The sequence below is a fragment of the Streptomyces sp. NBC_01216 genome, assembly GCF_035994945.1.
Lineage (GTDB): Bacteria > Actinomycetota > Actinomycetes > Streptomycetales > Streptomycetaceae > Streptomyces.
Window position 1 is genome coordinate 1,815,760 of the sequence record NZ_CP108677.1, and the last position, 26,004, is coordinate 1,841,763.

The window sequence follows — 26,004 nt, forward strand, 5'->3', positions numbered from 1 at the left end:
GGCGAAGTCCGCCGTTCGGACAGGACCCGGCCCGCCCGGGGCGGCCCCGGGGGCGCCCCGGGCGCCCAGGGGCCCTCGCCGGTTCGGAGCCTGTCGGATGGCCTCCGCCCCGGCGGCGAAGGTCATCCGACGGGCCCTGAGCTCAAGCTCAGCCGATGCGCCGGTGGACGTTCTCGTGGAGGGAGGGTCCCGGCGGGGTGTCCGCGATCCAGGGGGCGTCGCCGCTCGGGTCGACGATCCCGGCCTCCAGCCACTCGTACGCGCCCGCGAGGACACCGTCCACCATGGCCCGGTCGACCTCGTCGGTGTTGGACCACAAGCGGCCGAAGAGCTCGTCCACCCGCAGTCGGGCCTGCCGGCAGAAGGTGTCCGCGAGCCGGTGGGCCTCCCGTCCGTGGTCTCCGGTGGACCGCAGGAGTTCCGCCCGGACACACGCGGCGCTCATCGCGAAGAGCTCCGCGCCGATGTCCACGATCCGGCCGAGGAACGCCTGCTTGAGTTCCATCCGGCCCTGCCACCGCGACATCGCGTAGAAGGTCGAACGGGCCAGCTTCCTCGACGTCCGCTCGACGTACCGCAGATGTGTGGCGAGGTCGCCGAATTCCCGGTAGGCACCGGGTACCTGCCCGGGGCCCGCGACGAGCCGTGGCAGCCAGCGGGCGTAGAAGCCGCCCGCCCGTGCTCCCGCCCTGGCCTTCTCGGCGGCCGTCCTGTCCGGGTCGATGATGTCGCCGGCGACGGCGAGGTGGGCGTCCACGGCCTCGCGGGCGATGAGCAGGTGCATGATCTCGGTCGAGCCCTCGAAGATGCGGTTGATGCGCAGATCGCGCAGGAGTTGCTCGGCCGGCACCGCCCGTTCGCCGCGCGCGGCCAGTGAGTCGGCCGTCTCGTATCCGCGTCCGCCGCGGATCTGGACCAGTTCGTCGGCGATGAGACAGGCCATCTCCGAACCGTAGAGCTTGGCGAGGGCGGCCTCGATGCGGATGTCGTTGCGGTCCTCGTCGGCCATCTGCGACGCGAGGTCGACGACCGCCTCCAGGGCGAAGGTGGTCGCCGCGATGAAGGAGATCTTCGTGCCGACCGCCTCGTGCCGGGCGACGGGCTTGCCCCACTGCTCCCGCACGGAGGCCCATTCGCGGGCGATCTTCAGCGACCACTTCCCGGCGCCGACGCACATCGCGGGCAGCGAGAGACGGCCGGTGTTCAGGGTGGTCAGGGCGATCTTGAGCCCGGCGCCCTCGGGACCGATCCGGTTCTCCGCCGGCACCCGGACCCGGTGGAAGCGGGTGACGCCGTTCTCCAGACCGCGCAGCCCCATGAAGGCGTTGCGGTGCTCGACGGTGATGCCAGGCGAGTCGGCCTCGACGACGAAGGCGGTGATGCCGCCCGGGTGCCCCTCGGACGCGGGCACCCGCGCCATGACGACGAGGAGGTCGGCGACGACACCGTTGGTCGTCCAGAGCTTCACGCCGTCCAGCACGTAGGCGTCACCGTCCGGGACCGCCGCGGTGGCGAGCCGGGCCGGGTCGGAGCCGACGTCGGGTTCGGTGAGCAGGAAGGCCGAGAGGTCGGTCCGGGCCAGCCGGGGCAGGAAGGCGTCCTTCTGCTCGCGGGTGCCGAAGGTCTTCAGCGGCTGCGGTACGCCGATCGACTGATGGGCGGAGAGCAGCGCGCCGACGGCGGGGCTGGCGGTGCCGATGAGGGCGAGCGCGCGGTTGTAGTACACCTGGGTGAGTCCGAGACCGCCGTACTCGGGGTCGATCTTCATGCCGAGTGCGCCGAGTTCCTTGAGGCCGGTGACGACCTCGTCGGGGATGCGGGCCTCGCGTTCGATGCGGCGGCCGTCGATCCGGTGCTCGCAGAACTCCCGGAGCCGGGCGAGGAAGTCCTCGCCGCGCCGCACGTCCTCGTCGGCGGGCAGCGGGTGCGGGTGGATGAGGTCGAGCCGGAAACGGCCGAGGAAGAGTTCCTTGGCGAAGCTCGGTTTGCGCCAGTCCTGCTCGCGCGCGGCCTCGGCGACCTGCCGGGCCTCGCGTTCGGTGACCTTGGGCGGTGCGGAGGACGGGGCCCGGTCGCCGCTTCGCGTGCCGGGGGGCTGCTCGGGGTCCTGGGGTGTGCGGGGCTTGTGGGTGGGGGCCGGCATGAAGGGCTCACCTCGCCGCTGATCGGGGGATCGTGTGGGCTCGTGGCTGCGCGTGCCACGACCGGCGGTGTGCGTCCGAGGGGGCCGCGACGCCGGGAGGGGCACTCGTCCGTAGTACCCGATTTCGCCGCGCTCGGAAAGACGACAAGACGGCCGGGGCCTCCGCGCGGTGGCATCCCGGCAGGCGCCCTCGCCGGCCCGTGGCGGGGACCGATCAGCGTACGCTCGCGGCGAGGCCGTACTCCGGCAGTGCGATGTCCCCGGCCTTGGCGAACTGCGCGGCGAGCAGGTTCCGCATCGGCCAGCGGGTCATCTGCCGCATGGAGAGGTCCCGCAGGCGAATGCCGAGCCGGCCCGAGGGTGCGAACCCCGAGGCACCGCCCGGCGGGAGCCGCTGGGCCTGACGCACGTACGGGCGCATGACCTCGTCGTAGTGGCGGAAGGCGATGCGGTGGTCGCCCCCGGCAGCGGCGAGTTCACCGGCCAGGACGTATGCGCCGACCAGAGCCAGGCTGGTCCCCAGGCCGGTCAGCGGGGTCGCGCAGTATCCGGCGTCGCCCAGCAGCGCCACCCGACCGCGCGACCAGCGGTCGAGGCGGACCTGGCCCATGGAGTCGAGGAAGAAGTCCGGGGCGGTGCGCATGGCCCGCAGCAGGCGTGGGGTCTCCCAGCCGACTCCGGCGAAGCGCTGGGCCACGAGTTCCCGCTGGGCGGCGGCGTCGCGGCGGTCGTAGGCGATCGGTGGCGAACGGAAGCTGAAGCCGGCCTTGATCTCGCCCGGGAGACGGCCGGGCCGCGCGGAGACGACGAGGCCGCCGGGCGCGTTGTGCATCAGGAACCAGCCGTCCAGGTCCAGGTCGTCGTCGGCGGCGGTGAACCAGGCCGTGTAGAGGCCGAGCGGGTGGACGAACTCCTGCTCCGGGCCGAAGGCCAGCGTGCGGATCACGGAGTGTGGCCCGTCCGCGCCGACGACCAGCCCGAACCGGCGCGGCGCGGCCCTCTCGAAGGTGACGGTGGCCCCGTCCGCGTCCTGGTCGATCCCGGTGACGGTGTCGTCGAACAGGTACTCCGTGTCCGGCAGGGTGGTCTCGTACAACAGACGGGCGAGGTCTCCGCGGAGGATCTCGATCTCGGAGACGATTCCCTCGCCGCCGAAGCTGTCGGCGGGCACCCGTGCGGTGGTGCGGCCGGCGTTGTCGACGAGCGCGAGGCCGCGTTGGTCCACGCTCTCCGCCCTGGCCCGATCCATCAGACCCATCCGTTCGATCACCGTGCGACCGGCGCCGCGCAGGTCCACGGTCTGCCCGCCGGGCCGAGGTGCCGGCGCGCGCTCCACGATCGTGACCGTGAAGCCTCCCTTGCGTAGCCAGTACGCCAGTGCGGGCCCCGCGACGCCGGCACCACAGATGAGTATCTCGTTGCTCGCCATGACGTGAATGTACGGCGTACGCATGAGAGTGCGCAAGCTCAATCCCCCTTTCCTAGCAGAGTTTCGGCCAGCACTGCACTAGTACAGGGATGTGCGGCGAACGTTCGCGCGCAGCGTCGCCCGGCGTCGGCGGCTAGGATGGCACCCGTCCAGGTGCACTAGTGCGGAGGGTGTCAGTGAGCGGACAGGCGGTGTCGCGCTACAGCCAGATCGTCGCCGAACTGCGGCAACGGATCGAGACGGGCGAACTGGCGCCGGGCGACCGTGTGCCCTCGACCCGGGACATCACCAAGCGGTGGGGCGTCGCGATGGCGACCGCGACCAAGGTGCTCACCGAGCTGCGCCGCGAGGGCCTGGTCCGGGCCGTCCCCGGCGTCGGGACGGTCGTGCGGACCCCGAGCCGCCCGGTCCGCAACGCCCGCCCCGCGGCCACCCCACGCCCGGCCGGGTCGTCCGAGGCGTCTTCGGGCCAGGTGGCGCTTACGCTCGGACGGATCGTCGCCGCCGCCGTCACGGTCGCCGACGCGGAAGGGCTGGCCGCGGTCTCGATGCGCCGGGTGGCCGCCGAGCTGGCGGTGGCCACCATGTCGCTGTACCGGCACGTGGCCGACAAGGAAGACCTGCTGACGCGGATGATGGACACGGTGATCGCGGAGCGCCCGTTGCCGGCCGAACCCCCGGGCGGCTGGCGTGAGGCGATCGAGCTGGCGGCCCGGCAGCTCTGGGACCTGTTCCGCCGCCACCCGTGGCTCGCACCGGCCCTGTCGGTGACTCGCCCTCAGATGATCACCTCGGCACTGCCGTACAGCGAGTGGATGCTCACCGTCTTGCAGGCGCACGGACTCGACCTGCGGTCCGCCTTCACCGCGCACCTGATGCTGCTCAACTACGCCCGTGGAATCGCCGTCAACCTGGAGACGGAGCGGGAAGCCGAGGCACACAGCGGCCTCGACAGCGAGGAGTGGATGGACACCCAGGAGCCCACGCTCCTGGCGATTCTCGCCACCGGCCGGTTCCCCGCGCTCTCCCGCCTCGCCACGGCCGGTTACGACCTCGACCTCGACGCCCTCTTCGAGTTCGGCCTCCAGCGCCTCCTCGACGGCCTCGCCGCACTCCTCGACGAGAGCTCCGCCGACTGAACGCAGGACGCGAGAGGGCCCGGCGTCGCGCCGGACCGCGCACCGGCCGGACCTCGCACCGGCGTCACCGACGGCACCTCCCAGGCCCGGTGACACCACCCGGGTCACCGGTTCGGCAGGAGACATCGTCAAGCCCGGCCCGGCGGCCCTGTTCTCGCGGTGCGGCGTTCTCGCGGTGCGGCAGGGCCGAAAGGAAGACGGCCGGAGCCCCCGCACAGTGGGCGCTCCTCACCCCCTCTGACCTGCGGTCTTTCCCTGACCAGCACCGGAGCAGAAAAAGTCAGCCCCGTTCAGCCGGTCCTGGGCAATCCTAGGGCCCAATGGGCTACCTCCGTGTTCCCACGGGAACATCCGAGGGAACGCGTATCTCCCAGGGATACGAGCCGTCTGGGAGACGTTCCCGACCGTCGACACGCCGCTGCCCCGGCGTCCTTGCTCACAGGGTTACCGCCCACCCTCAGACCGGGCCGGCGGCGGTCGGGACGGCCGGCCCACAGCAGGCACACCACGGCCCCGGCACCAGAGGAACGGTGCCGGGGCCGTGGCATCAGACGGACTCAGCTCGCCGGGGCCGACACGGCGGCGTGCAGCTCCCGGACACCAGCGGCACGGGGGTGCCGCTGCGCGAGCTCCGTGACGATGTTGCGGATCGCGAGCCGGTCCCGTACCTCGCCGGGGCTTGCACGGTGGGCGTCGAGCAAGGCGCGGGCGGTCTGCTCCGGGCGGCCCCACGCCTACCAGGCACGGGCCATGTCGGTCCCCAGACGCGCCTTCCGCTCAGCCGTGGGGAAGTGCTCGGGCCGAAGGTTCCGCCCGGCCTCCAGCGCCGCGCCTGCGTCCCCCAGGGCCCAGTGGACCCCAACGGTGTAGAGGTCCACGGCCGCCGGGTTGATCGGGAAGAGACGGCCGGCGGGCGCGATGACCGGCAGTCGGCGGGCGGCGTGCCGGGCCTCCTCTGCCATGGCCAGGGCCTCGGCGCGTCGGCCGCCCCGGGCGGCGGTGTAGGCCAGGGTGCACAGCATCTGCGCGTAGGCCGAGGACGCAGCGTCGGTCCGGAGCCCCGTTGCCTCCACCCGGGCCGCGGCCGACTCCATGAGGGTCTGGGCTTCCTCGCCCCGGTCCTGGTGGCGCAGCACGATCGCGAGCTCGCGGGAGGCAGCGGCAGCGGCGAGTGGGGACCCGGACACCTCGGCCCAGGTGCGCGCGGTCGGCGGTGAGGCGGGCCTGCTCGTACGAGCCGAGCTTGATCAGCAGGGCGGCGCTCAGGCTGTAGACGGAGGACATTCGGGCCTGGTCCAGCTCGCGGCGCGAGGAGGCAGCGGCGTGCCCGTCGGCGAGGAGGCCCGGCAGTAGCCCGAGGAGCTGCGTGTGGGCGCCCTTGTCGTACAGGTCCCGGGCGGAGGCCACGCGGGCGTCCAGGGCGCCCCTGCCCGTGGGCGGCGGGGTGTCGGCCAGGGCGCGATCCATGCCGAGCAGCATGGCGGCCGGGACGGTCGCCGTGGCGGCGAGCATCGAGCGGCGGCGCATCGGGTCCTCCTCGGCGTGCGGACTGGCCGACACTCTAGTGCCGGCCTGTCCGGAAGGGGCCGGGGGCGCCAGAGAACTCACCAGGACGTGTCGAGGAACGCCCACCGTGGACGCGGCCCGGTGAATGAGCGTCAGGTCGGTGACCTGGGCGCGGCGTTCCATCCGCGAGACCGTCGCCGCCGAGCACCCCAGGTGCTCGCCGAGTTCCGCAAGCGTCCATCCTCGGTGCTCACGACCCAGCCGTACGAGTCCGCCCGGTTGACGCCGAGCGACTAACTCCCTGACCTTCGCACTGTTCCAGAGCGGGTCACCGGGCATTGGCCCCTCCCCTGCTACATGACCGGGGGCCACCACGGTACGGGCGCGGTGCGGCACCCGTCGAGACCGCTTGCAGGATGTGCAAATACCTTGCACAACAAGCTAGTTGATCGCTGCCGGGGGCCGGATGCGGTGTTCTCGTTACATCGCCCCGCACCTCGTGGGGCACCGCCCAAGGGAGGCACCATGGCAACCGCAGCCGACACCCCCGTCACCACCAACCCGATGACCGGGCCGGCCCGCTCCCCCCGCGACATCGTGCCGGCGGACCTCTGGGAGAAGCAGGTCGGCCTGCTGATGCGGGACTACCCGTACGACTCCGTCATGGCCACCCGCGTCCTCGGCCAGGGCTACGCCTACCTGCTCACCGCCATGTCCCTCCGGGGCCAGGGCCTGGGACTCGCCCCGAGCAAGCTGGTCGACATCGGCGCCCACACGATCATCCTGGACACCGTCGCCTACGCCGAGCTGTGCGACAAGTACAACGGCGGGCACTTCCTGCACCACGTGCCGAAGGTCGAGATGAAGAACGACGGGTCGGTCATCAAGACCGCCCACCTCGTCGCCCGCGCGGGCTGGGAGGTGGACCTCCCTCTGTGGGAGGACGCCGCCGAGTGTGGCCCCTGCCACCCGGGCAACGACTCGCACTGACCCCCACGTGACGCCCTCGGCGGTCCGGGCCCATGGCTCGGGCCGCCGAGGCACGCCCGGGTGACTTTCGCCCGAACCGGCAGCAGCCCCCGCGCGGTGCCGTCAGGATGACGCGGGTGACGACCACGACCACAGACCTTTGGCACCACTACGGCCGGGCCCGCGCCGCGCAGGACCACGCCGTCCCCGACTCCTTCCGCTGGACTTGGGACCAGCAGGACGGGCCGGGCCCGGAAGTCCTCGGCGACCTCACCGGCAAGGCCCTGGCCGACCTCGGGGCCGGCGCCGCCCGCCACGCCGCGCACCTGGCCGTGCACCACGCCCCGGCCCGGGTCGATGCCGTGGACGCCTCCCCAGCACAGCACGGCATGGCGACCACCCTCTACGCCTCGCTCGCCCCGCGCCTGAACCTCGTCCACCAGGACGTGGTCACCCACCTCCGCGTGAACCCGGACGCCTACGACGTGCTCTACAGCGTCTTCGGGGCGGTGGACTTCACCGATCCCCGCGAACTGCTTCCGGCCGCGGCCTGCGCGCTCCGCCCCGGCGGGCGCCTGGTCTTCTCCACCCTCGCCCACTATCTGTCCGGCGCCCCCGCGCAGCCGGACGTCACGGCCGCCGAGGTACCGGCGAAGGCCCCGGAGGGCGAGAGCGCCACCATGCACCGATGGGTGTTGCAGGAGCACGTGTGGACCAAGGTTCTGGACGGGGCCGGGTTCACCGACATCCACACCACGGAGCTGCCCGCCGGTGACGGCCCCCGGTCCGCCGCCACCCTCCTCGTCACGGCCGAGCTCACCGCCTCCTGAGCCCAGACGTACCGCTGCCCCGGCCTCAGTCTCCTAGGTGCCGGGGCAGCGGTCAGTGAAAACGGTGTGGTCGGTCAGGCGGCGTCCCGGAGACTGCCGCCGTCGTTGGGGTGGAGTTCGTGCTCGACGCCGCCCAGCCGGGTGGCCAGTCGTTCCCGGACTCCTCGACTGCGGCCTTGAACACCTTCGCCGCGTCCTCGTCGTCGAAGCGCTCGATCTGCCATCCGGCACCGCCGGGGTCTCGCTACTTCACCTGGCAGCTGGCGATCTCCCCGGCCTTGTTTGTACGCGGAACTACGCTCGCCATGTGCGGAGAGTGTCCCTTCGTGTTCCCGCGACCTCGCGGGAAGCGAGCTGGATTCGACTGTCTCCTCAGGTCAGGCCAGGTAAAAGAGAAGACGGCCCGAGCCCCCGCACAGTGGGCTCCGGCCGTCCGGTCCGGTGGGTACGTGGCGGTTACAGCGCGAGGCCCGTGAGGACCAGCACCCGCTCGTACGTGTAGTCGTCCATGGCGTACCTGACGCCCTCGCGGCCCACGCCGGACCGCTTGGCGCCGCCGTAGGGCATCTGGTCGGCGCGGTAGGACGGGACGTCACCGATGATCACGCCGCCGACCTCCAGCGCTCGGTGGGCACGGAAGGCGGCCTGGAGGTCGTGGGTGAAGACACCCGCCTGGAGGCCGAAGTCCGAGTCGTTGACCGCGGCGAACGCCTCGGCCTCGCCGTCGGTCCTGGCGATGGTCAGGACCGGGCCGAAGACCTCGGCGCGGGCCAGGGTGACGTCGGACGGCAGCTCGGTGAGCACGGTCGGGGCGTAGGTCGCGCCCTCGCGCTCGCCGCCGGCGAGCAGCTTGGCGCCCGCCGCGACGGCCTCGTCGACCCATGCCTCCACGCGCCGGGCGGCGTTCTCGTCGACCAGCGGGCCGACATCCGTGGCGCTGTCGGAGGGGTCGCCGGTGACCTGGGCCTCGACGGCGGCGACGATCTTCGGCACGAGCCGGTCGTAGACGGACGTGTCGGCGATGACGCGCTGCACGGAGATGCAGGACTGGCCGCCCTGGTAGTTGGAGAAGGTGGCGATCCGGGTCGCCGCCCAGTCCAGGTCCTCCTCGCCGGACCAGTCCGGCAGCACGACGGCGGCGGCGTTGCCGCCGAGCTCCAGGGTGCAGTGCTTGTGCGGCACGGACTCCTGGATGGCGTAGCCGACCTTGTCGGAGCCGGTGAAGGAGATGACCGGGAGTCGCTCGTCCTGGACGAGCGCGGGCATCCGGTCGTTGGGGACGGTCAGGACCGACCAGGAGCCGGCCGGCAGGTCGGTCTCCGCCAGCAGCTCGCCCAGGATCAGGGAGGAGATCGGGGTGGCCGGGGCGGGCTTGAGGATGATCGGGGCGCCGACGGCGATGGCCGGGGCGACCTTGTGGGCGCTGAGGTTCAGCGGGAAGTTGAACGGCGCGATGCCGAGGACGACGCCCTTGGGAATGCGGCGGGTGAGCGCGAGACGGCCGACGCCGCCCGCCTCGGTGTCGAGCCGCTGGGCCTCGCCTCCGTTGAAGCGGCGGGCCTCCTCGGCGGCGAAGCGGAACACGGAGACGGCGCGGCCGACCTCGCCGCGGGCCCACTTGACGGGCTTGCCGTTCTCGGCGGAGATCACCTGGGCGATCTCCTCGGTGCGCTCGGCGAGCCGCTTCGATACGTGGTCCAGGGCCGCGGCACGGACGTGTGCCGGGGTGGCGGCGAACTCGTCGACGACGGCGTGCGCGGCGGCGACGGCCTCCTCGACCTGGGCCTCGGAGGGCACGCTGACCTTGCCGACGAGACGGCCGTCCCAGGAGTTGGTGACGTCGAAGGTGGCCTCGCCGGTGGCCTCGCGGCCGGCGAGCCAGAAGCCGTGGGTGGCAGTCATTGCGTCCCGGCCCTTTCGTATCGATGAGTGTCGCTGACGTGTCTGGGTGCCACGTTAGGGCCGGTGGGGCGCAGGTTGGTTTGTCCGGTGTGGAGTGATGGATGGTGCCGGTCTGCCGGATTGGCCGAACCGGCGGTCGGACGGCGCAGTCTCAGCCGCGCCGCTCGGTCGACACGATGAGGCAGACGCCTCCGACGACGACGGCACCGCCGAGGGCGATCGGCCAGGTGAGCGCCTCGTCGAGGACCAGAGCCCCGAGCAGGACGGCGACGACCGGGTTGACGTACGCGTAGGTGGCGACGAGCGACAGCGGGGCGGTCTGGAGCAGCCAGGCGTACGCGGTGAAGGCGATCAGCGAGCCGAAGACGATCAGGTAGCCGAGCGCGGCCCAGGAGCGTCCCGAGACCTCGGCGAGGTCCAGGCCGTGCTGCTCGCCCCGGAGGAAGCCGACGGCGAGCCCCCCGAGGCCGCCGGCGACCATCTCGTAGGCACTGGCCGTGAAGGGGTTCGCCGGCATCGGGATCCGGCCGGAGGAGAAGGAGCCGACGGACCAGAGCAGGGTGGCCAGGATGACCAGGGCGACGCCGCCGGTCCGCACGTCGCCGCTGAGGCCGGGCAGGGTGAGGACGGCGAGCCCGGCGAGCCCCAGGAGGACACCGGCGACGGCCCCGGCGGTGGGGCGTGTGCCGGAGCAGGCGCGCAGGACGACGACCCAGGCGGGCACGACGGCGATGAGGAGCGCGGCGAGGCCGGACGGCACGGAGGTCTCGGCGAGGACGACGAGCCCGTTGCCGCCGAGGATGAGCAGCAGGCCGACGACGACCGCCGAGGCGAGTTCCCGCCGGGACACCCGGAGGACCCCGGGGCCCTTCTTCCAGACGAGGAGCCCGGCCAGGACCAGTCCGGCGGTGACGAACCGGGTACCGGCCGAGAGGAAGGGCGGCAGGGTCTCGACGACGATCCTGATACCGAGGTACGTGGAACCCCAGACGACGTAGACGATACCGAGCGCGGCCCACACGACGCCGGATATCCGACGGGGGGCGGGCGGCTGGGCACCGGCGGGCAGAGGAGCGGAGGGGGCCGCCCGGACCTCGGGGGCCGGATCGACGGCGGGACGTGTCATGTCCAGGAGATTAGGGATCGAATAGCCGGATGACCAGGTATTTTGCCCGGGATCGGGCAGGATGGGGGATCTTCGCCGCGTCGAAGGGGCCGGGCACGGATCACGTCGGCCTGCCGGGCGGTGGCCTCACACCGGTGGGTACGGCGCCCGGTACCGGTGTCCACGGGTCGCGCCCGTGCCTGCCGCTCCCCCGTGCCGCCGGTGCCTACCGCTCCCCGGTGCCGCCCGTGCCGGTCGCCTTGAGTGCCAGCCACAGCTCCATCCGGACGTCCGGATCGTCCAGGGAGCGGCCCAGGATCTCCTCCACCCGGCGCATGCGGTAGCGCAGCGTGTGGCGGTGCACTCCGAGGTCCGCCGCCGCCGCGTCCCACTGGCCGTGCCGGGACAGCCAGGCGCGCAGCGAGGCGACGAGATCGCCCCGTCCCGTGGCGTCGTGTTCGTACAGGGCGCGGAGCATGCCGTCCGCGAAGGCGCGGACGGCGTCGTCGGCGAGCAGTGGCAGCACCGAACCGGCCGCCAGTTCCTCGTGCTCGACCAGCGCCCGTCCCCTGCGGCGCGCCACCGACAGGGCCTGCTCGGCCTGCTTGTAGGCCGCCGCCGCCGCGATCGGGCCGGCCGGGGCCGAGAGACCCACGACGAGGCCCGTCTCCTCCGCGTCCCGTTCCGTGTAGGCCCCGCAGGCCGCGACGACGGCTCCGCCGTCCCCGGCCAGGACGAGCAGCCGGTCGTCGCTCTCGGGCACGGCGAGGACCGTCTCGCCCGCGCGCGCCGCCGCCGAATCCAGTGCCTCGGCCAGGGCCGGGAGCGGCGGTTCGCCCTCCCGTTCGCCGGGTACCGTCTCCGCGATCAGCAGCCGGAACGGGGCGTCGAGCAGTCCGCCGTAGAGGTCTCCCGCCACCGCGCGGGCGTGGTCCGGCTGCCCGGAGAGCATCATGCGCAGCACCGCCGCGCCGAGTCGCTGTTCGGCCGCCTGGAGCGAGCGCGAACGTTCCGTCGTCAGTGTCAGCAGGGCGATCGCGGAGTGTACGGCGTAGCGTTCCGCCGTGCCGAGCGGCGCCCCGGTGCCGACCGCGAGGGCGCCCCGCACCCGCCGCCCGGTGCCCAGCGACTGGAGTTCCACCCGGTCGTCGGTGCCGCCGACCACCGCGCTCGCGGGCGCCGGCCGGTCCCGGAGGCGTTCGACGTCGGGGGTGAGCCGGGCGGCCCTGCGGGCCGCCCACTCGGGCGCGGCGGCCAGCACGGCTCCCGAGGTGTCGTACAGCGCAGCCCAGCCGTCCACGTGTGCCGCGAGTCGGGCGACCACCGCGTCCGGGCCTTCCGTGAGCGCCGCCCGGGTCAGTTCGCGCTGGGCTTCGAAGCCGGCGGTGACCGCGCGGTACTGGTCGGCGGCGATCGCCGCCGACACGGCCTTGCTGATGGCGAGGAAGGGGGTACGCCGGGGCACTTCGAGCAGCGGCAGGCCCTCCGCACGGGCCGCCTCGACCAGCGTCGGCGGCACGTCCTCGTAGTTGACGCCGACGGCGAAGCCGAGCCCCACCACTCCGGCACCGAGCAGCCGCCGGACGTAGCGCCGCATCGCCTCGGCGTCCTCCGCGTCCAGCGTCAGTGCCGTGGTGAGCAGCAGTTCGCCGCCCTCCATGTACGGCACGGGGTCGGCCAGCTCGCTGACGTGGGCCCAGCGCACCGGGGCGTCCAGGCGGTCCTCACCGGCACGGACGGTGAGTTTGAGCGCCGAGTGCTGGACGAGCGAGGCGAGGGTGGGCGGCATGGACCGTCGAACCTTAGGCAGGGGACTGCGGGGCGACTGCGCACGCAGCGGGGAGGCGCCGCTCCGACGAACGACGCACCCGATTGTGCCAGGGCCCACCGTGTCGCGCGTCAGCTCCGCAGATCCACCAGGAGCGGGGGCGTGTGCTCGCCGCGCACATGGGTCAGCGAGAGCACCGCGTGCCCGGCGGGGACGGCGTGCGCGAGGTCGGAGGCCGACCAGCGCTGGCGTTCCACCTCGCGGACGGTCACCGCCTCGGCGGTCGCCGCCTTGCCGGTGACGACGCGCCGCATGAAGTGCAGGGCCTTGGTCATGGGTTCGTCGGAGATGATCTGCCGGTTGGTGACGTCGCGGGTCTGCACCCATTCGGTGCCCCAGGTCTCCGCGAAGCGCCCGCCGTCCCAGGGGGCGATGCCGGCGAACGCCATCCGGCAGCCGACGGCCCCGAGCAGCGGTCCGCGCAGCGGCTCCGGCACGTCCTCCAGACCGCGCAGGGCGAGGACGACACCGGCGTTGGCGGAGCGCAGCCGCTGGACGGCCCGGACGGACTCGGCGGTGACGGTGTACGTGGCGTCGTCCAGCACCAGGCAGGCGAAGAGTGACCGGTCCCGGCGGCTGAGGACGGCCTCGGCGAACTGGGCGAGCAGCAGCCGCGAGACGATCCGGGACGCTTCGGCGTGGCCGCGTTCCGGCAGGTCGACGCGGACCCGCAGCGGGTGTTCGACGGCGTGGAGGGAGAACTGCCGGGTCTCTCCGTCGGTACGGAAGAAGCGGGCGAAGGCGGGCCGGTCCAGGCAGGCGACCCGCTCGGCGAGGAGCACGCCGATGTCGTCTCCGGCGCGGGCGGCCTGCCGTTGCCGGGCGTCGAGCTCCCGGAGCTGGGCGGGGTCGGCTGCGACGGCCGCGCGCAGCGCGTCGAGGGCGCTCGGCGTGCCTGCGAGCAGCTCGCGCAGCTCGGGCACGGCCGGGAAGTGTCCGTAGCCGGCTCGGAAGGGGCCGATCAGCTGGGCGAGCGCGGTGGCGGCGCGGCGGCTGTCGGCGACCAGGTCGCCGACGAGGGCCTCGGCGAGGATCCGCGCGGCCTCGTCGGGGTCGTCGGCGCCGCCGTAGAGGTCGAGGTCGTGGGTGGAGTCGGGACGGCCGACGGAGACGACGACGTCGAAGGACTCGTCGGGGCCGACGGCGGTGCCGTGGGAGGTGACGGCGACGACGGCCGCGCGGTTCGCGAGGGCCTGGAGGCAGAGCGACTCCACGACGGGCCGGACCAGTCGCACGGTCTTCCCGGAGCCGGCCGGGCCGACGGCGAGCAGCGAGGTGCCGAGCAGGCCCGGCTCCAGGGCGACGCCCGTGGTGCGGCGGGCGTAGGGGTTGCGGGGGTGGTCGGCGGCCGTCCCGATGAGCACCTGGGCGGTGGCCAGGTCGTGGGTGGCGGTACGGACGGGCAGGTCGCGGACTCCGGAGGGGTGACCGCAGGCGGCGGCGCCCCGGGTGCGCACGGCCTCGGTGAAGGCGGCGAGCCGCTCGGGCCGGGTCCGTACGCCCTGCCAGGCGCGCCGGATACGGGCGTAGTCGACGTCTCCGAGGGTGCCGCGGCGGGTGGCGTCGGCGAGGGTCGCGGCGGCCTCGGTGAGCCCGGCGTCGCGCAGTTCGGGCCAGTCGGCCGGGTCGGCGGCCGGCGGGGGTGACGGGGGCGGGGTCGGCTTCCCGCGGGTGTAGCGGCGCCAGATGTCCGGTACGTGGCCGATGCGGGCGAAGAAGACGAGGAAGCCGCCGCCGACGAGGGTGTAGTAGGTGTAGCTGGCGGCGGCCCAGGTGTCGGCGTCGGCGCGCCAGGAGTCCGGGGTGAGGACGAGCAGGGGCCAGAGCCAGTAGCGGCCGAGGTAGCCGTTCCACAGCAGGGACCACAGCAGCCAGCCGCTGAGCAGGGAGATGACGGCGCCGGCGAACAGCCGGCGGGCGGGTACGGGTTCGGGCTCCTCCTGCGGACGCGGCCGGTGGCCGAGCCGCCAGACGCCGGGTTCGACGGCGGGGCGGGGGATGCGGAGCCATTCGGTGACCCCGACGCGGGTGGGCGCGTGCGCGGGTGGCGGCGGGACCGGTGGTCCGGCCGGGCCGGTGCCGGGGGGCGGGGGGACGGCCGGCGCGGTCCGCGGGACCGCGGCGGGCTCGGGGCCCGGGTGCCCGGGTGCGGCCGGGCGGGCGGGCCGCTCGGGATCGGGGCCCGCCGGGCGGGCGGCGGCCTCCGTGCCCCGGCCCTCCGTCGGGGCACCCGGGCCGGCCGTGAACCCCGCGGGGCGCGGCACCGCGTTCCCCCGCGTGTCGCGTGACTCGTACGTGCCTTCGGTCTCCATGAACCCCTGCCCCCTGACCAGCCAGGTCGCCGCATCCGTGCAAGCGTCAATCTAGTGGTCCCGGGCGGTCCGGGAGCCGTTTCGCCGGCCCGCGCGGAAGCGTGCCTCGCGCGCCCCGCCATGTCCGCGGCGGACAACGACACACCCCGCAACACTCCCGATCGGCGCATGCCCGTGCGGCTCCCGCGCGCCTAGCCTGCGGAAGAAACCCGCACCGTGCGTCCAGACCCCCCTCAGGAGCCCCGCATGACCGCCCTTCCGCAGGAGCGCCGCGTCGTCACCGCAATTCCCGGCCCGAAGTCGCAGGAGCTTCAGGCCCGCCGCCTCGACGCGGTCGCCGGTGGCGTGGGCTCCGTGCTTCCCGTGTTCACCGCCAGGGCCGGCGGCGGCATCATCGAGGACGTCGACGGCAACCGTCTGATCGACTTCGGCTCCGGCATCGCGGTGACCTCCGTCGGCGCCTCCGCCGAGGCCGTGGTCCGCCGGGCCGCCGCCCAGCTCGCCGACTTCACGCACACCTGCTTCATGGTGACGCCGTACGAGGGCTACGTCGAGGTCTGCGAGGCGCTCGCCGAGCTGACCCCGGGCGATCACGCGAAGAAGTCCGCGCTGTTCAACTCGGGCGCCGAGGCCGTCGAGAACGCCGTCAAGATCGCCCGTTCGTACACCAAGCGCCAGGCCGTCGTCGTCTTCGACCACGGCTACCACGGCCGCACCAACCTCACCATGGCGCTGACGGCGAAGAACATGCCGTACAAGCAGGGCTTCGGGCCGTTCGCCCCGGAGGTCTACCGGGTGCCCGTCGCCTACGGCTACCGCTGGCCCACCGGCGCGGAGAACTGCGGTCCCGAGGCAGCGGCTCAGGCGATCGACAACATCACCAAGCAGATCGGCGCCGAGAACGTCGCCGCGATCATCATCGAGCCGGTCCTGGGCGAGGGCGGCTTCATCGAGCCGGCCAAGGGCTTCCTGCCGGCGCTGGTGGAGTTCGCCAACGACAACGGGATCGTGTTCGTCGCCGACGAGATCCAGTCCGGTTTCTGCCGCACCGGCCAGTGGTTCGCCTGTGAGGACGAGGGGGTCGTGCCCGACCTGATCACGACCGCCAAGGGCATCGCGGGCGGTCTGCCGCTCGCCGCCGTCACCGGCCGCGCCGAGATCATGGACTCCGTGCACGGCGGCGGTCTGGGCGGCACGTACGGCGGCAACCCGGTGGCCTGCGCGGGTGCGCTGGGCTCGATCGAGACGATGAAGGAGCTCGACCTCAACGCCAAGGCGCGGCACATCGAGGCGCTCATGAAGGCGCGCCTGTCGGCGATGGCGGAGAAGTTCGAGGCCATCGGCGACATCCGGGGCCGCGGCGCGATGATCGCCATCGAGCTGGTGAAGGACCGGACGACCAAGGAGCCGAACCCGGAGGCCGCGGGCGCGCTGGCGAAGGCATGCCACGCCGAGGGTCTGCTGGTCCTCACCTGCGGCACCTACGGCAACGTGCTGCGGTTCCTGCCGCCGCTGGTCATCGGTGACGATCTGCTGAACGAGGGCCTGGACATCATCGAGAGCGCGTTCGGACAGATCTGACGCCCCGTGTGAAGAAGCTGTGGGGGGCCGATGGCGGGATGGCGATCCGGCTGCCGGTCCCCCTCGCGGAGGCGTACGGTCTTCCCGGATGAGAGAGACACCCCGCCCGCGGGGAACCGCGGGTGAGTCCAGGGCGGCGCGATCGCGGCCTCTCCCTGGCCGTGCCCTCGCGCACAGCACCGGGGCCCCCGGCTCCGGAACTCCTCACCGATCGGACGGCCGCCCGCCCCACACCCCCCGGGGCGCGCGGCAGCCCGATCCCGTCGGCCGTCCCGGAACCACCCCCCCTGTTCCGGGACGGTCGGCCTTCTTCTGCGCGCTCGTGCTGCTGGCCCTGGTCACCTGGCAGGTGCTCGTCGGCGGGCCGCTGGCCCGTCTGGACGAACGCGTCTCCCGTTCCCTCGTCGGCGCCGTCCCACGCGGTCTTTCCGAGCTGGGCGCCGACCTGGGCGGCATGACGGTCGCCCTTCCGGTCCTCGCCTGTGCGATGGCCTGCGCGGCCTGGCGGGGCCGGCGCGCGGAGGCCCTGTACGCGGGCCTCGCGATGGGCCTGGTGCCGCTGCTGGTGATCCCGTTGAAGGAGTGGACCGCCCGTCCGGGTCCGCTGGAGCCCTGGGCGGCCGGCTACTACCCCTCGGGCCATACCGCCACGGCGGTGGTGGCCTATTTCGGCGCGGCGTTCCTGGTGTCCGCCCGGCTGCTGCCCGTCGCCGCCGTGCTGACGGCGGCGACGGGCGCCGGGCTGGTGCTGCGCGGCTACCACTGGCCGCTGGACGTGGTGGCCAGCCTCTGCCTCGGCGTGCTGGTCCTGGCGGTCAGCTCCAGTCGTACGCGTCGAAGTTCCGGCTGAACTGACGGTTGTCGAATTCGTCCCAGTTGATCGACCAGGTCATCAGGCCGCGCAGGCCGGGCCAGGTCCCGTGGGTCCGGTAGCCGCCGCATCCGGTCTTCTTCGTGAGGCAGTCGAGCGCCTTGTTCACCTCCGCCGGGGAGGTGTGGCCGTTCCCGGCCTGGGTGGAGGCGGGCAGACCGATGGCGACCTGGTCGGGGCGCAGGGCCGGGAAGACGCGGGCGGTGTCTCCGGCGACCGGGAAGCCGGTGAGGAGCATGTCGGTCATGGCGATGTGGAAGTCGGCGCCGCCCATGGAGTGGTACTGGTTGTCGAGTCCCATGATGGGGCCCGAGTTGTAGTCCTGGACATGGAGCAGGGTGAGGTCGTCGCGCAGGGCGTGGATGACCGGGAGGTACGCTCCGGCGCGCGGGTCCTGACCGCCCCAGGGGCCGGAGCCGTAGAACTGGTAGCCGAGCTGGACGAAGAAGGTCTCCGGGGCCATCGTCAGGACGAAGTCCGGGCCGTACTTCGCCTTGAGGGTCTTGACGGCGGAGATGAGGTTGACGACGACCGGGGTGGTGGGGCCGCGGAAGTCGGTGTCGCCGGTGTTCAGCGCGAGCGAGTGGCCCTCGAAGTCGATGTCCAGGCCGTCGAGGCCGTACTCGTCGATGATCTTCGAGACGGAGGAGACGAAGGTGTCGCGGGCGGCTGTGGTGGCGAGCCGGACCTGGCCGTTCTGTCCTCCGATGGAGATGAGGACCTTCTTGCCGACCGCCTGCTTGGCCTTGATGGCCGCCTTGAACTGCGCCGGTGACTCCGCTCCCGGGCACGCGGCGGCCGGGCAGAGGCTGAAGCGGATGTCGCCCGAGGTCACCGAGGTCGGCTCGCCGAAGGCGAGGTTGACGACGTCCCAGGAGTCGGGCACGTCGGCCATCCGGGTGTAGCCGGACCCGTTGGCGAAACTGGCGTGGAGGTAGCCGACCAGGGCGTGGTCCGGCAGCCCGGGGTCGCCGCCGCCCCCGCTGGTCGTGGTAGCCGTGACCGCCGCCGACTTGGGCGACTCGCCGGCGCTGTTCACGGCCGAGACCTGGAAGCCGTACGAGGTGGCGGCGGCGAGTCCGGTCACGGTGGCCGAGGTGCCGGTGACCGTGAGGACCTGGGAGCCTCCCTGGTAGACGCGGTAGGAGGTGGCTCCGGGGACGGCCGTCCAGCCGAGCGGGACGCTGGACGAGGTCGGGGAGCCGGCTGTCAGTCCGGTGGGGGTGCCGGGGATCTCGACGGGTGCGCCGCCGGGGCCGGTGAGGCTGAGGTCGTCGACGTGGTAGCCGCCGGTGCCGTACCAGCCGTGGGTGTAGATCGTCACCGAGGTCGTCGACGGACCGGTGGTGAAGGTGGTGGCGAGTCGCTGCCAGTCGGGGGCGGACTGGGTCCAGGTGGACACGTCGGTGGTGCCGGTGCCGGACGCGCCGAGGTAGACGTAGCTGCCGCGGACCCAGCCGCTCAGCGCGTAGGCGGAGTTCGGTGCGACGGTGACGGTCTGGGAGCACTGGGCGCGGTCGCCGCCGGCCGGGGTGGCCAGCAGGGCCTTCGTCCCGCCGTGCACGGGCGAGGAGACGACGGTGCCGCTGCCTGCCGTGCAACTCCAGCCGTCCAGGCCGGATTCGAAGCCTCCGTTGCGGGCGAGTTCGGTGTCGGCGGCCTGGGCCGCCGGGGTCAGCGCCACGAGTCCGCCGGCGGCGAGCAGGCCCGCCATCGCGAGGACAAGGGGTCGGGAGCGGTCCACAACTGCCTCCGGGTGTGGGGGAATCGAGGTGGAGCGCGCCACAGCATGGTCCAGACCAATCAAGTGGTCAAGACCTCTGCCCGCACAGGCCCCGCCCGGATGACCCCGCCCCCGGGGCGGCGGGCCGGCGGGGCGAACCCCGCCGACCCCGGTGTCACCCCTCCGGATACCGCCACTGCGCACGCGCCAGGCGCCCGACCACCTCGTGCATCGCCAGCTCCAGGAGACCGGCGTCCGTCAGCGTTCCCGTACCGTCCGGAGCCACCAGCCAGCGCGTCCCGCCGACCACCCGGCCGGGGTGCGGCACCACGATCCAGCTGCCGCGGCCCGCACCCCGCACCCCCGTGCCGAGCCAGTGGGCGGCCGTGCCCGGCGGCACGAAGAACCCCGTCCGCGCGCCGCCGGAATCAGCGAGGACCGGCCCCGGCCGCTCCACCATCCGGGACAGCACGTCGAGCGCGGGGCGGCCGAGCGCCCCCGGAAGGATCAGCACGTCCCAGCCCCTACCCGCGGGCAGCAGCGCGGTCCCGGACGGGTTGCGCTCCCACTCCCACCGGCACACGCCGGGATCCGGCGCCACCGCCGCCAGCCACTCCACCGCACCCCTGACCCCCGTAGCGTTCATCGTCAACAGCCCTCCTGCCGCGCCCGGACACGATGTCCGGGCCTACGGGAGAGCGCTCCGGGCGGCGGTCATGACGCGACTTCGGACCCCCAGTCGGACGTGATGTGCGTCACATCAACGCGGCCCTCGCGCGCATTCGACCGGACGCGCCCGTTCGGGTGGAGGCGGGCGGCCTGGCTCGGCGGATCCGTCGCCCGTCCGGCCGGGCGTGTTCGTATGGGCCTCCGCGACGCCGCCGCCCGCCCCGGTGCCCGCCCACCCGCGCCGCCCCACGCAACGGGAGTACCCATGCCGTTCCCGCAGTCCCCGGACCCCTCGCACAGCGCCCCGGGCACACCGGCCGCCGGGAAGGCACCCGGCGCCGGCAGGGGCCTCCTCCGGCGGATGGGCGAGTGGTCGGCCCGTCACTTCGTGATCGTGCTGGTCGCCTGGGTGGTGGCGCTCGCGGGCCTGTCGGTCCTGAACAACACCTACGGCGGCGACTACTCCGACAACTACGCGCTGCCGGGAACCCAGTCCCAGGAAGGGCTCGACGTCCTGCGGGCCCACGAGCCCGCGGCCGGCGGCTACAGCGCCCAGGTGGTGCTGTACGACGGCGCCAAGCCCCTCACCGAGGTCGGCGACCAGGTCTCGTCCACCGTGGACTCCCTGAAGAAGCTGCCGCACGTCCTCGACGCCACGAGCCCGCTGCCGCCGCCCGGCACCCCGCCGCCGGCCGTTCCCCCCGGCACCCCGGACGTCGGCCCGCTGTCGTCCGACGGCAAGACCGGATACATCACGATGCGTTTCGACGTCCAGCCGAGCACCCTCGGCGACACCTACCTGACCGGGGTGGACAGCGCCGTGGAACCGCTGCGCGCCGCCGGAGTGGAGGTCGAGTACGGCGGGACGCTGGGAGAACTGGCCCGGCCCAAGCCGGACGACCGGGTCAGCGAGGCCATCGGCTTCGGGGTCGCGATCATCGTGCTGATCATCGGCTTCGGCAGCCTGATCGCCGCCGCGCTGCCCCTGGTCACCGCCCTGGTGGCCGCCGTCTGCGGGCTCGCGCTGCTCGGCCTGCTCGCCGCCGTGTGGACCTTCGCGACCGTCTCCCCGACCCTGGCCACGATGATCGGCATCGGCGTCGGCATCGACTACGCCCTCTTCCTGATCACCCGGCACCGGCAACTGCTGATGAACGGCCACGACCCGGTGTCCGCGGCCGGGCTGGCCACCGCCACCAGCGGCCGTGCCGTCCTGGTCTCCGGCTGCACCGTCGTCATCGCACTGTCCGGACTGTGGGTGTCGGGGCTGTCCTTCATCGGACTGCTCGGCCTGGCCGCCACCGCGACCGTGGTGACCGCCGTCGTCGGCGCGCTCACGCTCGTCCCCGCCATGCTCGGACTGATCGGCCGCCGGATCGACCGGCTGCGTCTGCGCACCCCGGTCGCCGAGACCGAACCCGGCACGGAGGTCACACACGGCACCTGGCACCGGTACGCCCTGCGGGTGGAGCGCCGACCCTGGTGGTTCCTGGCCGCCGGCGTCGTCGTCCTCGGCGTGCTGTCCATCCCGCTGTTCTTCATCCAGCTCGGGCACATCGGCGACGGCGCGGACCCGAAGTCCTTCACCGACCGACGCGCGTTCGACCTGATGTCCTCGGCCTTCGGCCCCGGCTCCAACGGACCGCTCACACTGGTCATCGACCAGACGTCGGTCCCCGACTCCGACCGCGCCGCACTGGCCGACCAGGCCCAGAAGGCGCTCACCGGCGTCCCCGACGCCGCCCTGATCACCCCGCTGACGCCGACCTCGGACGGGGACGTCCTGATCGCCACGGCCTACTCGGTCGCCGCACCACAGGACGAGGACACGACCTCCCTGGTCAACCACCTGGCCGACGACGTGCTGCCCCAGGCCGTCAGCGGCACCAGCGCCTCCACGTACGTCACCGGTACCACCGCCGCGCAGGTCGACTTCCTCGACATCGTCTCCAGCCGACTGCCGTTCATCATCGTCGTGGTCGTCGGACTGGCGTTCCTCGTCATCCTGGTGGTCTTCCGGGGCCCGCTCGTCGCGGCCAAGGCCGCCGTGCTCAACCTGCTGTCCATCGCCGCCTCGTACGGCGTCGTCGTCGCCGTCTTCCAGTGGGGCTGGGGCGGCCCCGCCCTCGGTGTCTCCGGCGACGTGCCCATCGAGAGCTACGTGCCGATGATGATGTTCGCCATCGTCTTCGGACTCAGCATGGACTACGAGATCTTCCTCCTCTCCCGGGTCCACGAGGCATGGCTGCGCACCGGGGACGCCAAGGCCAGCGTCGCGCACGCGCTGGAGATCACCGCCCGGGTCATCACCTGTGCCGCGCTCATCATGGTGAGCGTCTTCGCGGCCTTCATCATCAGCGACAACATCGTGGTCAAGATGATGGGGCTGGGCCTGGCCGCGAGCGTACTGATCGACGCGACGATCGCACGCCTGCTGCTGGTGCCCGCCGTGATGACGCTGCTCGGCGACTCGGCCTGGTGGACCCCACGCTGGCTGGACCGGATCCTGCCGCACGTCGACACCGAAGGCGAGGGCGAGACCGCCCCCGTCCGAACGGGCGGCGGCGGCTGAGAGGCTGTCGGGTGGCCTTCGATCGACAGGCGGGCGCGGTCTGGTGCGTGCGATTCCCAGGCGCCGGGAGGTCGCTGTAGCGGAGCCACCGGGGCGTGTCGGCAACGACGGCAGCGTGCGTGCCGGGGCGTGACCACCCGGTCAGAGGCCACCCGACAGGCTCTGAGAGCCCGTCGGGCAGATGCGCCCGACGGGGCTGACGGAACAGCGCTCAGCTGTCGAAGCCCAGGCCCAGCCGGTCCATGGCCTTGAGCCAGAGGTTCCGCCGGCCGCCGCGCTCGTCGGCCCGGGCCAGCGACCACTTCGTGATGCCGATGCCCGCCCAGGCGATCGGCTCGGGCGGGAACGGCAACGGCTTGGAGCGGACCATCTCCAGCTCGGTACGCTCCGTGCGCTCCCCCGCCAGCAGGTCGAGCATCACGTCGCCGCCGAACCGGGTGGCACCGACGCCGAGCCCGGTGAAACCGGCCGCGTAGGCGACCTTCCCCCGGTGGGCCGTGCCGAAGAACGCCGAGAAGCGCGAGCACGTGTCGATCGCCCCGCCCCAGGCGTGACTGAAACGCAGCCCCTCCAACTGCGGGAAGCAGCGGAAGAAGTGTCCGGCGAGCTTGAGGTACGTCTCGGGCCGGTGGTCCAGCTCCTCACTGACGCGCCCGCCGAACGGGTAGACGGCGTCGTAGCCGCCCCACAGGATCCGGTGGTCCGCGGTGATCCGGAAGTAGTGGAACTGGTTGGCGCCGTCGCCCAGCCCCTGACGGTTCCTCCAGCCGACCGCGGCGAGCTGCTCCGGACTGAGCGGCTCGGTCATCAGGGCGTAGTCGTAGACCGGAACGGTGTACGGCCGGACCCGCTTGACGAGCGAGGGGAAGACGTTGGTGCCGAGCGCGACCCGGCGGGCGACCACCCTGCCGTAGGGGGTGCGCACCCCCATCCCCGCGCCGACGGGCACCAGGTCGAGACCGGGCGTGTTCTCGAAGATCCGTACGCCCAGGTCGAGACAGGCCCGCTTCAGCCCCCAGGCCAGCTTGGCCGGGTCGAGCATGGCGACTCCCCGCCGGTCCCAGAGGCCGCCGAGGAAGGTCGGGGAGTCGACCTCCGCCCGGACCGCGTCCCGGTCGAGGAGTTCGAGGCCGTCGGCGAGGCCGAGCCGGCCGGCCGTCTCGTGGAGTTCGGCCAGCTCCTCCAGCTGGTGCGGTTCGGTGGCGACGTCGATCTCGCCGGTGCGCTCGAAGTCGCAGGCGAGGGAATGGCGGGCGACCGTCTCCTCGATGGCGTCGAGGTTGCGCGCGCCGAGCCGCTCCAGGGCCGGCAGCTCGCCCGGCCAGCGGGCGAGCCCGTTGCCGAGGCCGTGCGTGAGCGAGGCCGCGCAGAAGCCGCCGTTGCGGCCCGAGGCGGCCCAGCCCACCTCGCGCCCTTCGATGAGCACCACGTCCCGGTCCGGCTCCCGCTCCTTGGCGAGGAGCGCGGTCCACAGCCCGCTGTAGCCGCCACCGACCACGAGGAGGTCGCAGGTCGTCTGGCCGGCCAGGGCCGGCAGGGCACCCGGCTTGCCGGGGGCGTCCAGCCAGAAGGGCACCGGCCGGACTTCGGAGAGAGATCGTGCGGCGAGACTCATGGCGACTGGGGCCATGGTTTCCAACTCCTTAGGGACGTGCTCGTCGTGGTGCTCAGTGTGCCGCGGTCCTGCGGCGCCGGTTCGTGACGACCTGGCCGGCGACCACCACCAGGACGGCGATGACGAACATGGCCGTGCCGATGACGTTGATCTGCACGGGCGTGCCGCGCTGCGCCGAACCCCAGACGAACATGGGGAACGTGACGGTGGAACCCGCGTTGAAGTTGGTGATGATGAAGTCGTCGAACGAGAGCGCGAAGGCGAGGAGCGCGCCCGCCGCGATGCCGGGGGCGGCGATCGGCAGGGTCACCCGCACGAAGGTCTGCACCGGTCCGGCGTAGAGGTCGCGGGCGGCCTCCTCCAGACGGGGGTCCATCGACATCACACGGGCCTTGACGGCCGTGACGACGAAGGACAGACAGAACATGACGTGGGCGATCAGGACCGTCCAGAAGCCCAGCCGGGCACCCATGTTCAGGAAGAGGGTGAGCAGCGAGGCGGCCATGACGACCTCGGGCATCGTCATCGGCAGGAAGATCAGCGAGTTGATCGCGCCACGCGCCCGGAAGCGGTAGCGGACCAGCGCGAAGGCGATCATCGTGCCGAGGACGGTGGCGCCCAGCGTCGCCCAGGTGGCGAGCTGGAGCGAGAGCGAGAGCGATCCGCACATGTCGGCGACACCGCACGGGTCCCTCCAGGCGTCCAGCGAGAACCGCTGCCAGGAGTAGTTGAAGCGGCCGTTCGGCTTGTTGAACGAGAACACCATCACGACGATGTTCGGCAGGATCATGTAGGCGAGCGTCAGCAGGCCCGCGATGACGACGAGGTTCTTCCGTATCCAGTGCATCGTCCGCATCAGACCAGGTCCTCCGTTCCGGCGCGGCGGATGTAGACGGTGACCATGACCAGCACGATCGCCATGAGGATGAAGGACAGCGCGGCCGCCGTCGGGTAGTCGAGGACCCGAAGGAACTGCGACTGGATGACGTTGCCGACCATCTTGGTGTCGGTGGAGCCCAGCAGTTCGGCGTTGACGTAGTCGCCGCTGGCCGGGATGAAGGTGAGCAGCGTGCCGGAGACGACACCCGGCATGGACAGCGGGAAGGTCACCTTCCGGAAGGTCGTCGCGGGCGAGGCGTACAGGTCCCGGGCGGCCTCGTGCAGCCGGCCGTCGATCCGCTCCAGCGAGGTGTAGAGCGGCAGGATCATGAAGGGCAGGAAGTTGTACGTCAGACCGCAGACGACGGCCATCGGGGTGGCGAGCACCCGGTCGCCCTCGGTCCAGCCGAGCCAGCTGGTCACGTCGAGGACGTGCAGCGTGTTGAGGACGTCGACGACCGGTCCGCCGTCGGCGAGGATCGTCTTCCAGGCCAGGGTCCGGATGAGGAAGCTGGTGAAGAACGGCGCGATGACCAGGACGAGCGCGAGGTTGCGCCAGCGTCCCGCCCTGAAGGCGATCATGTAGGCCAGCGGGTAGCCGAGCAGCAGGCACAGCAGGGTGGCCGTGCCCGCGTAGAGCAGGGACCGGACGAACTGCGGCCAGTACTCCTGGAAGGCGTCCCAGTAGGTCCGGAAGTGCCAGGTGACCTCGAAGCCCTTCTCCAGCGAGCCGGTCTGCACCGAGGTCGACGCCTGGTACAGCAGCGGCAGCGCGAAGAAGACGAGCAGCCAGATGATGCCGGGCAGCAGCAGCCAGTACGGGACGAGCCGCTTGCGGGTGGACGCCTTGCGGACCGGGAGTTCCGGTGCGGGAGGCGCCTCCTCCTTCGTCAGGGTGGCGGCGCTCACGCTGCACCTCCTTCGTTCGCCG

19 protein-coding genes and 1 pseudogene are annotated in these 26,004 nt (G+C 72.6%); 6 read left to right on the top strand and 14 right to left on the bottom strand.

Annotated features, from left to right (window positions below; all coding sequences use genetic code 11):
- Nucleotides 1-148: 148 nt before the first annotated feature.
- Both OG393_RS07555 and OG393_RS07560 read right to left on the bottom strand, forming a co-directional pair.
- Nucleotides 149-2,143, bottom strand: coding sequence for an acyl-CoA dehydrogenase family protein (locus OG393_RS07555; protein WP_327373861.1), 1,995 nt, complete (start codon nt 2,141-2,143; stop codon nt 149-151).
- Nucleotides 2,144-2,357: 214 nt separating this feature from the next.
- Entirely contained in the window at nt 2,358-3,572 is a 1,215-nt protein-coding gene (locus tag OG393_RS07560) for an FAD-dependent monooxygenase (RefSeq protein ID WP_327373862.1), read from the bottom strand.
- 176 nt (nt 3,573-3,748) lie between these two features.
- Here OG393_RS07560 and OG393_RS07565 point away from each other — a divergent pair, with 176 nt between their 5' ends.
- A complete protein-coding gene (locus OG393_RS07565) occupies nt 3,749-4,711 on the top strand; it encodes a TetR/AcrR family transcriptional regulator C-terminal domain-containing protein (RefSeq protein ID WP_327373863.1) in 963 nt (320 codons plus the stop codon).
- Nucleotides 4,712-5,268: 557 nt separating this feature from the next.
- On the opposite strand, the gene OG393_RS35435 is transcribed toward OG393_RS07565, so the two are convergent.
- From OG393_RS35435 to OG393_RS35445, 3 genes and pseudogenes are all read right to left on the bottom strand, one after another.
- A complete protein-coding gene (locus OG393_RS35435; protein WP_442817273.1) occupies nt 5,269-5,412 on the bottom strand; it encodes a hypothetical protein in 144 nt (47 codons plus the stop codon).
- A 33-nt stretch (nt 5,413-5,445) separates the two neighbouring features.
- Nucleotides 5,446-5,898: a hypothetical protein gene (locus OG393_RS35440; protein WP_442817443.1), complete on the bottom strand. Its 453-nt coding sequence runs from the start codon at nt 5,896-5,898 to the stop codon at nt 5,446-5,448.
- A gap of 484 nt (nt 5,899-6,382) precedes the next feature.
- Nucleotides 6,383-6,556: pseudogene (locus tag OG393_RS35445) on the bottom strand (helix-turn-helix domain-containing protein); the annotation flags it as partial.
- Between the two features lie 186 nt (nt 6,557-6,742).
- Between OG393_RS35445 and OG393_RS07575 the strand changes: the two are divergent.
- Nucleotides 6,743-7,207: a hypothetical protein gene (locus OG393_RS07575; protein WP_327373864.1), complete on the top strand. Its 465-nt coding sequence runs from the start codon at nt 6,743-6,745 to the stop codon at nt 7,205-7,207.
- Nucleotides 7,208-7,314: 107 nt separating this feature from the next.
- Nucleotides 7,315-8,016, top strand: a complete 702-nt coding sequence (locus OG393_RS07580; protein ID WP_327373865.1) for a class I SAM-dependent methyltransferase — start codon at nt 7,315-7,317, stop codon at nt 8,014-8,016.
- A 456-nt stretch (nt 8,017-8,472) separates the two neighbouring features.
- On the opposite strand, the gene OG393_RS07585 is transcribed toward OG393_RS07580, so the two are convergent.
- The 4 genes from OG393_RS07585 to OG393_RS07600 form a co-directional block, all read right to left on the bottom strand.
- Nucleotides 8,473-9,918 carry an aldehyde dehydrogenase family protein gene (locus OG393_RS07585; protein ID WP_327373866.1) on the bottom strand — a complete coding sequence of 482 codons (1,446 nt, stop codon included), beginning with the start codon at nt 9,916-9,918 and terminating at the stop codon, nt 8,473-8,475.
- 151 nt (nt 9,919-10,069) lie between these two features.
- Nucleotides 10,070-11,044, bottom strand: coding sequence for an EamA family transporter (locus tag OG393_RS07590; protein WP_327373867.1), 975 nt, complete (start codon nt 11,042-11,044; stop codon nt 10,070-10,072).
- A 205-nt stretch (nt 11,045-11,249) separates the two neighbouring features.
- Nucleotides 11,250-12,812, bottom strand: a complete 1,563-nt coding sequence (locus OG393_RS07595; RefSeq protein WP_327373868.1) for a PucR family transcriptional regulator — start codon at nt 12,810-12,812, stop codon at nt 11,250-11,252.
- Between the two features lie 110 nt (nt 12,813-12,922).
- The gene (locus OG393_RS07600; protein WP_327373869.1) at nt 12,923-15,163 is read right to left on the bottom strand and encodes an ATP-binding protein; all 2,241 of its coding nucleotides are present in this window, start codon (nt 15,161-15,163) and stop codon (nt 12,923-12,925) included.
- A gap of 246 nt (nt 15,164-15,409) precedes the next feature.
- Here OG393_RS07600 and gabT point away from each other — a divergent pair, with 246 nt between their 5' ends.
- Together gabT and OG393_RS07610 are read left to right on the top strand one after the other, a co-directional pair.
- A complete protein-coding gene (gene gabT / locus OG393_RS07605) occupies nt 15,410-16,744 on the top strand; it encodes a 4-aminobutyrate--2-oxoglutarate transaminase (protein WP_327373870.1) in 1,335 nt (444 codons plus the stop codon).
- 322 nt (nt 16,745-17,066) lie between these two features.
- Complete coding sequence (locus OG393_RS07610) at nt 17,067-17,594, top strand: phosphatase PAP2 family protein (protein ID WP_442817274.1); 528 nt, start codon at nt 17,067-17,069, stop codon at nt 17,592-17,594.
- Here the strand turns inward: OG393_RS07610 and OG393_RS07615 are convergent.
- Together OG393_RS07615 and OG393_RS07620 are read right to left on the bottom strand one after the other, a co-directional pair.
- Entirely contained in the window at nt 17,560-19,329 is a 1,770-nt protein-coding gene (locus OG393_RS07615) for a chitinase (RefSeq protein WP_327378343.1), read from the bottom strand. The two genes, OG393_RS07610 and OG393_RS07615, sit on opposite strands and share 35 nt — an antisense overlap.
- A 184-nt stretch (nt 19,330-19,513) precedes the next feature.
- The gene (locus OG393_RS07620) at nt 19,514-19,984 is read right to left on the bottom strand and encodes a hypothetical protein (protein ID WP_327373872.1); all 471 of its coding nucleotides are present in this window, start codon (nt 19,982-19,984) and stop codon (nt 19,514-19,516) included.
- 384 nt (nt 19,985-20,368) lie between these two features.
- Here OG393_RS07620 and OG393_RS07625 point away from each other — a divergent pair, with 384 nt between their 5' ends.
- Entirely contained in the window at nt 20,369-22,579 is a 2,211-nt protein-coding gene (locus OG393_RS07625; protein WP_442817407.1) for an MMPL family transporter, read from the top strand.
- 211 nt (nt 22,580-22,790) lie between these two features.
- On the opposite strand, the gene OG393_RS07630 is transcribed toward OG393_RS07625, so the two are convergent.
- From OG393_RS07630 to OG393_RS07640, 3 genes are read right to left on the bottom strand one after another with little or no spacing between them, the layout of a single operon-like run.
- Nucleotides 22,791-24,209 carry an NAD(P)/FAD-dependent oxidoreductase gene (locus OG393_RS07630; protein WP_327373874.1) on the bottom strand — a complete coding sequence of 473 codons (1,419 nt, stop codon included), beginning with the start codon at nt 24,207-24,209 and terminating at the stop codon, nt 22,791-22,793.
- Between the two features lie 37 nt (nt 24,210-24,246).
- A complete protein-coding gene (locus tag OG393_RS07635; protein ID WP_327373875.1) occupies nt 24,247-25,050 on the bottom strand; it encodes an ABC transporter permease in 804 nt (267 codons plus the stop codon).
- A complete protein-coding gene (locus OG393_RS07640) occupies nt 25,050-25,967 on the bottom strand; it encodes an ABC transporter permease (protein ID WP_327378344.1) in 918 nt (305 codons plus the stop codon). Before OG393_RS07640 ends, OG393_RS07635 begins: the two co-directional genes overlap by 1 nt.
- Nucleotides 25,968-26,004: the final 37 nt, after the last annotated feature.